Source organism: Marinobacter sp. L-46, assembly GCF_056859535.1.
Genome location: NZ_JBSXOP010000047.1, coordinates 17,043 through 29,803, shown reverse-complemented (window position 1 = coordinate 29,803; position 12,761 = coordinate 17,043). Strand labels below are relative to the sequence as shown.

Genomic DNA, 12,761 nt, shown 5'->3' with positions numbered 1-12,761 from the left:
TTGAAAAATCGTTGGATATTCATTCTCCTGATGCTCCTTGATCCAACGATTCTGATCAGGAGCCAACCATGCGGTTTTGGACGGGAAAAAGAACGGTCGTGATGCTCTGGCTGGCGGGGTTGGCGCTGCCCGCGTGGGCGGATACGGCAACACCGGCGCGGCAACCAACGTGCGTGGAAGTGGAAGTGAACGGCCAGCGTGCGCCGGCCTACGGCTGCCTACAGCAAAAGATGGCGCCCGTGGCACCACCGCGTGAGACACCGGGCCACGCCAACCCGGCTCTGGATTCGGCGGACGTCACCCGCCTGCCGCCGAACCAGACCGGCCAGTTCAGCCAATCCACCCTGCGCAACCGGATGGGCAATACCCTCGGCCACGGAGTGAAACCGCAGCGCTAGCGCCGGGTGCCGGCGCGCGGGCTAATCCGTCATCCTGCCGCGTTCCTCGTCGGTCAGGCGACGACGGGACTCATCGCTCAACGAACCGGCACCAAGCACCTGCACCGAGCCGTTCCGGTCGTACCCGGCCGGCACCGCCCGAGCGCCACCACCCATTTCCAGACGTTCCTCGCCGTAGCCGAGAATCTCCACGTTGATGATTGAGGGTTGTTGCTGATAGCGCCGGCCGACCTGCTCCGCCGCCTGCACCGCACTGGAGGCGGCGTTGCTGGCACTGGTCAGAGCCCCAACATTCACCGCCGCCACTGCCGGCAGACCGGTGGACTCCCCTTGCACCTGGATGTTTTCCGCGTTCACCACCTGCAGCGCCGCCACGTTGATGCTGCCGGACACGCGGATGCCCGCCTCGCCAGCGTCAATCACGCCCAGCGGTGCGATCAAATCGATGTCCCCCGGTGGCACTTCCGGAATCGGCGCCAAGGAGGCGATCCCCGCACCAGTGCTTGGCACGGACGGCGACAGCGTCACATTGCCTAGATCGTCATAAGTACGACGCGGCGGCGTGTACACCAGGGTGGTCTTGGCGCCCCGGCCGGCGTTGATGTCGCCGGCGTTGGACCAGGCGAAGATATCACCACCATAGGTGGTCATGATGCGGGACAGCCCCAAGGCGATGTCGCCCTGGCTGAACAACTGAATATCGCCACTGCCCTGGGTCATGATGCCGTTGTCGCCGCTTTCCGGGCGCACCGATTCCAGGCCGATGATCAAGTCGCCGCCGGGCACCAGCATCTGGATGTCGCCGCCGCCTTCGGTGCGCAGGAGACTGGAGCGCTGTTCCTGGCTGGTGAACATGGTGAAGTCACCGTCATAGCCTGAGGAGCCTGCCTCGCTGTCCATCTCCGGCAAAAAGGTCTCGATCATGCGGCGGCTGCGCAGGTAGCTGCCGTAGCGGTCACCGTCCGGATCATTGAACTCACGGCCGCCTTCGCGCAACTCCGTGTAATAGACGTCGCGCAGGAATACCCGCTGCTGCTCCGGCGCCAGGGCCTGGAAGTACGTCAACGCATCGGTGTCATCGAGCACCGCTTCCCCGTATCGGGACAACAGCCAGGTTTCCAGCTCTTCCTCGTAGGTTTTGGCCACCTTGTCCGGCTGGTCCGCCAGGGGCAGGTCCGGGTCGGCCAAGTTGACCGGGTTCAGGTAGGCATCGATCAATGCCTGATAATCCGGCCCGGACGCGCCCATGCCCACGTTCACCACGATATCGGCTCCGCCGTTGTTGGCATCACTCGCTACGTCGCTGAAGGGACCTACGCTACGCACCCAGCCCCTGTCGGCCTGGTAAACATTACGGCCGGCGGTCAATTCCAAGGTGCCCGGTCCCACCACCTGGGTGTTGATATGAATCAGGTCGCGGCCGGCCTCTATAAGAGAAACATCCGTCGGACTGTAATGCCCAAGCGCAGAACTCCTGTCGCCGTACCCAACGATATCGCGACCGGCACGCACATGGGCGGGGCGGCCAGCCCGATTTTGCAGAATGCCAGAGGTACCAACCACACCATAATAGCCGTAATACAGCTGATAAATATCGCCTTCCCGCGCGTAAAAGCGGGCCGGTGTCACCTTCGAGCCGGACAGAGACGCATCGTAGGCCGTCGACAAGCCTAGCGTGTAAATGGAGTCCTGAGCCAAAAACTCCAGCCAGCCGTCAGACGACACATCTGTGGTCAAGTTCCCCACATTGTTGGGCGAATTACCGTTGCCGTATACGGAACCGCCTCCGGCCACCGCGCTGAAACGGGCGGGCAAGTTACTATAGCCCGATCCATCACCGACACCGATATCACCGCCAGCACTGAGCAGCAGTGCTTCAGTATGGTCAGTACGCAACACTACTCCGTTGCTGGAGGGGTCCTGGATATTCACCAGGACATCATCGTAGCTGTGGACATCGGCCCTGGCATCGCCCAACACCAGACGTAACCCGCCATACACGTCCTTATCCACCAACAGCAATTCATCGTCCGGACGTGGATCAGTATTGTTGACTACGTTATAAGTATGCCAAAGGTCACCAACCGCCTGCGCCTGAATATTGACATCGCCGCGCAAACTAGCCACGCCACCTTCCGATAGGGGGCGAGAGGACGAAACCGGATTGATCCTACCCGCGACGTCCAGATTCAGATCACCGCCCCCATAAACGTGACGTCCGCCCTCGTCATCCACCCAACCGCCGGCGCCGACCATCAGGAAGACGCCGCCCAATACTTGACCGTCGGTGGTACGAGTGTGGGCACCGACATCACCGCCAGCGATCACCGTGAGATTGCCGCCACCCAGGGTGCCGATGCCGTCGAAACCCAGCAGGTCCAGATATTGATTGCTGCCAGAACCGGCCAAGCCATAGTTACCGGGGTTGATGCCCCATACTTGCTGGTTTCCGGTTTCAGTGTTCGAGGCAGCCCATAGCCAGTGATCGGTCTCACCATTGGATTCATACCCCTGGATATCACCGCCCACTTGCAGCAGGACATTACCGCCGCCGGTATTGATCAGCGCGGTGGCCGCCGCCGCGGCATCCTCATACAAGGCATAATCGGTGTTGAGGACGGTACCGTCCTCGGTACGCTCAGCACCAAGTGCCGGCGCCCCTTCCACCGCCGTACCCGCCGTGTAAATGCTGAACCGGGAATTCTGGAGGTAGTCGCGACTGGCGATCAGTTCCAGATCGCCCGTGCCGGTGCGGATCACACTCAGCCCCTCCCGCACTACATTCGCATCCGGCCCTTTATAGGTAACGACCTTATAGTCATTGTCGAGGATCAGGTCCCCTCCGGCTGTCAAAACCTGGGTTGAGCGACTGCTGGCCGACGCCAGATCGGCGCCGGAGACAAAGCGCAGATCCCAGCTTTCCGAGCCTTCATCCATGGCGGATGCCATGGGCCACATTTGCTGCGGGATGCGCTCGTCACCTTCAAAACTGGAAACACCAAAGCCTTCGGGTAATACTGTCCCCGCAGCCAAATCGAGCGGCTGCTTGAATTCTTCGGCTCCCATACTATTAAGCTCGATGTTCCCTAGATTCGTACCGGCAGGGATGGTCCGTACTAAGACACCAACTCTCTGCTGCCCAACACCTAAAACGTTAAACCTACTCCCTCCAGAAATAACGGTTCCATCGGGTATGCTCGTACGTCCTTGGAAATGCGTGCCTGCTTCCACCAATCCAGGACCGTGCGTCACCCCCGCACCATCCTGAACCGCGAAGGGGAGTTCGATAGGAGCTACAAGCACCGTGTCCCCTATCCAGCTGCCAGCTGCGATGGTCTCGAAGGGTATTTCGACGACACCATCCTCGCCCGCATGGAAGTACATCAGTCCTGTCCCTACCGGGTTCAGATCAAAGGGCAGCGAATATTCCCCAACGGCGTTCCCCAAACTCCACCCCGGTCTCATTGTTCGGTCTTCCTCAAGCGTGAGGTCCTGGGTCAACCGGCCATTTCCGTCCAGTAGTCCGGGGGGCAACTCCAGGTCCAGCGCATAACTGCTGTCGGGGGTATTGGGTGGCAGTTTGAAGCCATCGGTGACACTGCCATTCACCTCCAGATCGCCCCCGGCGCGCATCACGAACACACCAGCGGTACCGCTGCCGTGCACGGCCTCATCCACATCCGGCCCATAGCGATAGCCGGAGAAGTCCAGATCACCATCGATACGCAGATTGCCGTCCTCGGTGGCGGAGACGATCTCCACACCGGGACGCAGGGAGAAGGCCTCGCCAGCGACGTCTTTCAGGCTTGCCAAGCGCTGTTGCAAATCGTCGTTGGCCAGCGCCGCGTTGATGAAGTCCTTACTGTGCTCATGAACACCATCAAGACCATCCCAATGCGGATTTTCGTCCTCGCCTTCAGGTGCTTTCTCTTTCGTTTTATCCAACCAATCCTGATCGATAATCTGGGTTTTTTCGTTCTCAGGATCGACCGGGGCATCATCGTAGGTCCAGAATCCGTTCACCGACACCCGCTTGGCGCCGTTCACCGTCAGGTTGTCACCGGCATCCACCGCCACGTCGTTGCCGGTGGCCGATGTTGCGGAGGGATCGCCCAGACGGCGCGCATTCAGATCGATGGTGCCGCGGGCTTCGCCACCAGCGCCCACATCCAGGGTGACGTCATCGCCCAGCACCAGACGGCCGTCCCGGCTGGTCAGGTTGATAATGGCGCGGTTGCTGCCCTCGATGGGGTCGCCATAGCTATCCAGTTTGAGTTGCTCGCCGCTGGCGTCCAGGGTCGCGCCGCCCTCCACCCGCAAATCATTGGCGGCGGCCAGGTAAATACTGCCTGCGTACTTACCACCGGCACGCAGATTGCCGTTGACGATCAGGTCGCCGCCGTTGGCCGTGGCCTCGATATGTTGTGCGCGAACGTCCTCGCCCAGGGTCAGATCACCCTCGTTGGTCTCGAAGCCGCGCAGGTAATCAAAGCCGCCGTCGCTGAGGCGTTGGTTGAGGGCCACGAAACCGGGCAGAGTATTGGCCTTGATGCGGATAGTGCCGCCTTCGCCCTCCCCTTCCGGCTCCTCCTCGGGATTACGGGCAACCAGCTCACCGACCAGGTCCACGGTGCCGTTGACGGCGTTGGCTTCCAGTTTGCCCGCGTCGCTATAAGGCGCGGAGACATCAATGCGGCTCCCCGCCGACTGCTGGATACTGCCTTCAGCGCTTTCCAGGCTGACCGCGCCACCGAAGCTGTATCGGGTGACATCGAAGAACTCCACCGCCCGGCCGGCCACGTTGATCAGGCTGCCGTCGGCCAGCAGCAGATCGTCGGTGGACTCGATGGCCACCTTGCCGCTGAGGGCAATGATGCTGCCCTCGACACGGACACTGTTACCCTCCAGGCTCAGTTGCGCGCCCAGGTCCAGGTCCGCCGGGTCCACGGCGGTGGCATCGCCGGGGCGGCTGACCAGCAGGTTGCCACCGGTGCGGTAGGCCATTTCGGAGCCGGCCTGCCCGGTGAGCACCGGGGCGCTCAGGGTCAGATTGCCGCCGCTAAATACATCGCCGTTTTGCTGCTGATAAACGGATAACTCACCGTACAGTTCACTGGTGATGCGCTCATTGGCCTGGAAGGTGACGTCGCCAAAGCCCAGCATCAAACGTTCCAGGGTGGTGTTGGCGGTTTGATCACCGGCCAAACCGTTGAAGCCGAAGACCACCTCGTTGGCGTCCACTGTAAAATCGCCACTGCCGGTGCCGGCGCCACCGTCGATCACGTCACCAGGGGCCACCGATCCGATTTCCTCATTGACGCCACTGCCGGACACATACCCCAAACCACTCCAGATAAACTGATCAGTGCGGATGGTGGCGGTGTCGCCATCCCCGCCCAGTCCGTAGATGGCCGGGGAGATAAAGCGCAGGCTGGCACGGGATTCTCCGGTGTCAGGGTCGTAGGTATCCAGAGTGACGGGGCCAAAGAAGTTGATCGAGCTCACGGTTTGCAGACTGAAGCTTTCCAGCTCGCCCAGGCCCAGCAGACCATCCAGGATGCTTTGCGTGAGCTGCCAGCCCTCGGAAAGCACACCCTGGGCCTCGGCTTGCACCAGGGCCGCGTCGGTGCCAATGTTGATGTCCTCCATGGAGATCAGGAAATCCCGGGCACTCAGATCGATATCACCGATATCGATGCCACCCGGCGCCAGCAGGGCCACAGTGCCTTCACTGTGCAAGGCGGCACCGTCCTCGATGCGCACGCTGCCCTGGCTTTCCGCGGCACCGAACTGCATCAGATCGTTGCTCACCACCAGGAACGCCGCGTTGCCGCCGCTTTGTGGTTGAATCAAAAAACCGTTCTCGCCGGTCCAGCCCGGCGCCTCCTGGCCCCGGGTATCGAGGGTGGCGCCGGATTCCATCACCACTTCATCACCGCTGGCATTCTGGCCACCGAGAATCACAGCGCCTGCTTTCAATGTTGCCCCGGAACGCACCACCGTGGTGCCATTCGCATTCAGCGAGCCAAAGCGGTCCACCCGGCCGGTGCCCAGGCTCAGCAGAGTGGCGCCCAGGGCGTTGAGATCCGTATCGACCAGGGTCACCCGGTCATCGGCGCGGCTTCCTCCTTCCGCGATCACTTCATAGTCGGCGCCATTGAACAGCACCATGCCGCCGCGGCCGCCTTCCACCTGGGCATTGCGCAGTTCACCATCGAATTGAAACACCTGATCGGCGGCCGGGTCGGCGTCGCCGAAGTTGAATTCCAGCGGGCGAACATCCTCAGGGACCAAAGGCGCCATCAGACCAGGATCACCGAACTCCGCCTTTTTGTCCGCCATCCATTGGGACAGGGTGGTCTCGTTGTAATCCGCATAGCGGCGCACGGTATCGCCGGCCATGAGCGTCGCGGTTACCGGCAACGACTGGTTGATACCCGTCAATGCATTGCCCACGGTCACCGCCGTGGTGTGAACCCCCTCAGCGTTTTGCGCGACGCCTCCGGTGCCGTACAGAGTATCGGCACCCAGTTCCACCCGATAACCACCAGGCATCAGGGCGTACTCCGCCGGCAGCAGGGTATAGGTGCCCGCCGGAACACCGGGCACGCCTTCACCGATAGTGATCTGCTGCCCCACTTGGGAAGGCCCGTCCAAGGCCGGATCGAGCGGGGCCTGGCTGTCGCTCAAACCAGGCACGATGGCGTAGACCCCGGCGTCCCGCTCACCGGTGTGCCAGGGGGCGGCGTTGGCCAGGGCGGTGTTGAGGATATCCACCGAGCCGCCACGGCCACTGCTGAAACCCACGCCACGCAGTTCGCCACCGGCGCTGACATCCAGCACCGCCCCCTCTTCCACTGTCACTGTCCTCGCATCAAAACGGACCCCGCCCCCGAGGCGAGCGTCCTGATATTCAACATTACTGGTGGAAACGTTGTAGCCGACCTTTTCGCCGTTGTAGTAGTAATCCTGACCGTCCTCGGTGTGGCCATAGGGCAACACCAGCCCCGCCGCACTGATCGAGGTCACGCTGCCTTCCTGCAAAACGATCTCTGTGAGTACGTTTTGAAAGTAAGGGACAGGCCCGGGGGACGGTGCATAGGGGAACTCCTGGTTAGAGAAATTCCCCGACCCCATGGTGATCGCCCCCAACGGCGCGAATAACGCCCCACCCTGCTCGATGCGCGGCGACTGCAGCGAGATAGAACCGAACACGGACAAGGGAGTATCCGGCCGGCCTTCTCCACGCTGCTGAAAACGCAGAACCGCCCCTTCCAGCGGATCACCATTCCTGCCATCAGGCCCCAGCCCCACCTGGATGGCGTTGTCGGAATGGGTGGTGGCATAGACCCGCTGCGCGATGAAGTTGAATTCCTGGCCGGTGGCGATGCTGGCGTTGTTCAGACGAATATCGCCTTGGCTATCGAAGTCCACCCGGGCAAAACCGGGCAGATCCAAGGGGCGGGTTTCCGCGCCAAAGATGCCGGCGGCGACATCGTAGCTTCCGTTGGCACCGAAGGTCAGATCTCCCTTGCCCAGATCGATCAGATCCGCGCTGACCGTCAGGCGGCTTTCATCACTGGTCAGTGTGGATAAGGGCGTCGTATTGTCATGCTCGAAGTAGGAAATCACCTGGCTATATTCATCGCTGGGAATCGGAATTTGCGTGCGCCCGCCCAACTGGACATAGGGCGCACTCAAATTCACCGCGATGTCCGGCGTCTGCGGCGCGGCCGCCAGAACAGCGGCGGTCAGGGACAGGCTGCCCCCCAGGTCGATGCGGGTATCGCCTTCAAAAAGAATGGCGTCACGGGACCACAAGGACAGGTGATCCAGGCCCGATTCGACCAGATCCTCAATGACAAAGCGGGCAGTACCAAAGGACGGGGATTCGTCACCTTGCTCCGAATTCAGGTCCGAAGAAGGCTGATCAGCGCCCTCGTCCTCGTTACCCTGAGTCAGCGTGATGATGCGGGGAACGGCATGCGACTCGTTGGGAGTAGCGGTCGAGAGAAGCTGGGTTTCCAGCATCACGTCAAGCGCGCCTCCCAGGGCGCCGTCGCCACCAGCCTGCGCGCGCAACTCCCCATCGAAAGCGATACCGGCTTTGGAGCGCATCTCCAGGGCGCCACCGTTGCTGGCCACCGTGGTCGGTTGCGCCAGGCTCAGGTCCAGCTCCGCGCCGGTGCCGGAAATGTCGATAACCGCGCCGTCACGCACGATCACAAACAGATTGTTGATCGGGTAGAGGTTGGCGTTAGCCACGTCATCCGGCGGCAGGCTGCCCAGCACCACTCGGCCACCGGAAAGCACCTCGCCATAGCGCTGACCGTTTACGCCGTTGGCCACATAGGCGCGGCCCGCGGCATCCAGGACGGCGTTTTCACCAATCCAAATCGAGCCGCCTTCTTCAACACCCGTGGTGATCGGATTGAGAATGTGGATATTGCCCCCTGGCGCCCGCAGGGTGCCGTCCACGGTAATTTTCTGGCCACCGACCAGCGCCAGGGTCTGGCCCGGGTCCACGGTCAACTCCGCGCCCGTGCCAATCACCACGGGGCGCGCCTCGCTGAACGAAGCCGAATCACGACGGGAGGCTTTCAGTGTGAGGCTGGCTCCAGCACGACGCGTCAGGGTACGCGCCTGGGGATCGTTCAGGTGCAGCGGCGGTGCCCACAGTTCCAGCCCGTCTTCGAGACTAGACGCCAGGCGCGCCGCCGGCCCCTGGCGATAGACGGGCATCAGCACCTCTATTTGTGTGTCATCCTGGACCGTCAGACCCGCGTGCCCGTTGATCTCATAATGCGAGAAGCCGCGCTGGAAGAGCGCCGGAGACACCGTCATGAACTCCTCAACCCGCACATCGGTATCGAGTCGCATGCCCTCGGAAAGCACCTCCCCCGCTTTCAGCACCACCAGGTCGGTGGGTGCTATCGATCCCGCTAAATAGGTCGCGGTCTTGGCGGGGATCGGCAGCCCTTGCGGGAAGGCATCCGCTGGCACGATGTAGTTCGCCGGCAAGCTGGTATCAGAGGACATACCGGTCAGCGATGTCCCAGCGGGTACCGTATCCCCCGGGCCGTACTGAGGGGCCGGGAGCCACGGAAGCGCCGGAGTCCCCTGGACGAAGAATCCCGCCGGTGCGTCGGCCGGAATGGTCCAATCCACAGCCGGCACGAGGGGATTATCCGAGGACACGATGATCTGCTCGTTCCCCACTGCCTCCCCGGGAAGGATGGCATTTTTCTCATAGGTATAGTCAAAGGGCAGGGTTCCCCCTTCCGGGATCACCAGGTCTTCCACCAGCGTCAGGTCCGTGGGTGCGGTTTCGCCGGCCTGCAGCAAACCATTCTCTTGCAACCCCTGGTCACCCACCAGGACAGCCTGCCCGGTCTCCACGGTCAGAGTGCCACCGCCCTCCACACCGTAGCCGCGCACCTCGGCGCCCAGCAGTAATCGGCTGTTGGAATCGGCCAAGCCATCGCGGTAAATGTTGGCGCGCAAGGTAACGTCACCGCCGCGTCCGCCCAACAGAGCGCCATCTGCCTGAACCGCCGCGCCGGAGGACACATCAATCAGGCTGCCTTCAGCGAGGGTGACATCTTGAGTGCCTTCGATGGTGACATCGCCGCCATCCACATAGGCCTGCTTCCAGTTCTCACCGCTTTCCAACAGGCCGTTGCTCCATAGGCCACGCACGTCCAAGGTGGCGTTCTCGCCCAGGCGCAGGTCGCTGGCACCTTCCGCATCGGTGAAAACGACCGAGCTGTTCCCTACCCCTTGCACTTCACTCACGTTGCTCAAGGTAACGTCCCCGCCCCGGGCGGTAACGGCGGCATCCACCACCACCTGTCCGGACACCAGACGCAACTGCCCGCCCTCTGCCAGAGTCAGATCGCTCTCCACCGAGATGCTGCCGCCGGACACCAAATCCAGGCCACCGAGGCCTTGCTCATTCAGGCGCGCCGCGTCCAGCCACACGGTGTTGAGCCGTTCGCTGAGGTCGGATTCCAGGGTGAGCTGTTCGCTGATGTCGTCGAACTCGCCGATGCGGATATCGCTGCCGTAGGCGTTTTCCAGGCCGTACTGGCCATACTGCCCCACCGCCAGGCGGCCACGGCGGGCCACCCGGTTCTGCGCTTGCTGGTAGCTGTCCCGGCCGGCGTCCTGGGCCTGGTTCTGGCGCTCGCCCTGGAATACTTCGGCAACGATGTCGCCCTCCAGCACGGCGGTGGGAGCGTTGATGATCAGGGTGCCGGCGTCACGGCCCACGGTGTAGCCGTTTTCCAGTTGGCGCAGCGGCGCCACCAGCGGGTTGCGCCAGGCGTCGGTCTGGCCCCAGCGCTCGCTGACCCGTTCATAGCCTTGGTACAGGCCGGTGTAGAGCATGCTCGCCGGGGCGTTGGAGGCGTCGTAAAGTTTGCCGTCGGCGCCTTTAAGCCAGGTTTTGGCGATGTAGCCGGTCTGCACATCAAGGGTACCGCCGGACAGGTTCACCGATGAGCCGGTCTGGGTCACCACCTCACTGCCGCCGAGCAGCACGGTGCCGCCCGCCGCGCTCCATTCGCCGATGCCGTGGCCCTGAAGGTCCAGGTAGCCACTCACTTCCAGCAGGCCACCAGCGGTATACCAGCGGTCCTCCCTATAGCCGCCGGTACCGGCGGGCACGAAGATCAGGTTGCGGCGGTCGACCCAGACATCACCGTTATTAAGCCCGCCGTTATCGCGGTTGTCCGGCGAGTCCCGTTGATCATTGCCCTGCACGTTGATCAGGACGTTGTTGGATTCCATCGCCACCTTCACACCCACGGAACCGGACACATCCAGCTCCGATCCCGCGTTCAGGTGGGTGCGGCGGCCGGCGTCCACGGCGATCTGGCCGCCGGTGGCCAGGGTCAAGGAGTCCATCTCGAACACCACGTCGCCGCCGGAGACGATTTCCACCCGGGACTGGTCACGGCGGTCGGACATCAGGCCGATGTTGTCGAAGGCGCCGGTGATCATGTCATCGCGCAAGGCGTCCATCTCGGCGGATTGCCTGATCAGGGTATCGCGCTGATTGTCCAGGGCGGTCTCGCCGTCGTCCTCGATCACCACCGTGGTCACCGCCCCCTCGCCCAGGGTCACCTTGCCTTCGGCGTCGCTGGCCGAGTTGAGCAGATGGACGGTGCCCCGGGTGTTTACCGTGCTGGTGGCCATGGCCACACCCTGTTGGCGCACGTCGTGACCGGTGAGGGTGATGTCCCCTTCCCGCGCCACGATCAGGCCTTCATTGGTGACGGTGCCGGCGTCGCTGCCGGCTTCCCAGGTGCTGGCCACTTCGTTGCCACGGGTGGTGGAGGCCTGGTTGGCTTCGGTGCCCGCGCCCTTGCGGATGTAGAAATCCTCACCGGCGGCCAGGGTGGTCTGGCCCCGGCGGGTGGTGATTTCCCCGGCGTTGTTCACCTCCCGGCCCATCAGCAGCACATAGCCGCCGCCCTGGGTCACCGATTCCGGCTCGTGGGTGGCGATGCGGGCGCCAGCGTCCACCGTCACGTTGCCGGCGGCGGCGGTGAAGGTGGGCTGGGAGCCGTTGGTGTCCACGTACAATCCGCGTTCGGTGAACTGCTGGTCGCTGATGTCGGCGGCGGCGGCCACCAGGTTGCGCACGTTGACCTGGCTTGAGCCGCTGAACACCACGCCGTTGCGGTTGACGATCATCACCGTGCCGTCGCCCTGGATCCGCCCCTGGATCTGACTGGGGCGGGCGTTGGGGTCGTTGACCCGGTTCAGCGCCGCCCAGTTGGCCTGCTGATCGAAGTCCACGGTGGTGTCACGGCCGACGTTGAAGGTCTCCCAGTTGAGGATGGCCTTGTCAGCGTTCTGTTTGATCGACACCGTGGTGTGGCCGTCGCGGACTGACTGGGTCGGGTCTTCGGCATTGAACCAGCCGGCGGTGTCCGGGTTCACGTCCACCTTGAGGCCGCCTTCGGTCAGGCCGTTGGGGATGTTCGAGGCCATCTCCCGGGCGGCCTGGCGGGCGGCGTCCTGGGCCGCTTTTTGCGCGGCCACCGCGGCGGCGGTGCGGCCCAGGTTGTTGATCGAGCGCTGCAGGTGCTCGCGGGAGCGCTGTTGCTGGGCCAGCGGCGGCGGCGTGCCCGGCGCCCGGGCGGCGCCGGCGTGCGCCGCGTTGGGTCGGGCGGCGTTGAACCACTCCGAACTGAACGGGCGCGGGCCGTCGGCCAATGCCGGGCCGGCCGTGCCCATCGCCAGCGCCAGGGCCACCGCCTGACTCAATGGACATAAACGCAGCGTTGGTTGGCGGGCGGAAAGTGCTTTATTGAGGTGGGCGCGAGGCTGAACTTTTTTCCTGGTGGACGGCAT

Annotated in this window: 2 protein-coding genes; one reads left to right on the top strand and one right to left on the bottom strand. The window is 63.0% G+C overall.

The features are described 5' to 3' along the window. Positions 1–68: 68 nt before the first annotated feature. On the top strand, positions 69–398 hold the full coding sequence (locus AC13DJ_RS05935) for a hypothetical protein (protein ID WP_482933002.1): 330 nt from the start codon (positions 69–71) through the stop codon (positions 396–398). 21 nt (positions 399–419) lie between these two features. On the opposite strand, the gene AC13DJ_RS05930 is transcribed toward AC13DJ_RS05935, so the two are convergent. Then, a complete protein-coding gene (locus AC13DJ_RS05930; protein ID WP_482933003.1) occupies positions 420–12,761 on the bottom strand; it encodes a filamentous haemagglutinin family protein in 12,342 nt (4,113 codons plus the stop codon).

Coding starts and splice junctions, on each gene's coding strand:
- AC13DJ_RS05930 (WP_482933003.1), bottom strand. CDS start 12,761: ATGCCGTCCACCAGGAAAAAAGTTCAGCCTCGCGCCCACCTCAATAAA.
- AC13DJ_RS05935 (WP_482933002.1), top strand. CDS start 69: ATGCGGTTTTGGACGGGAAAAAGAACGGTCGTGATGCTCTGGCTGGCG.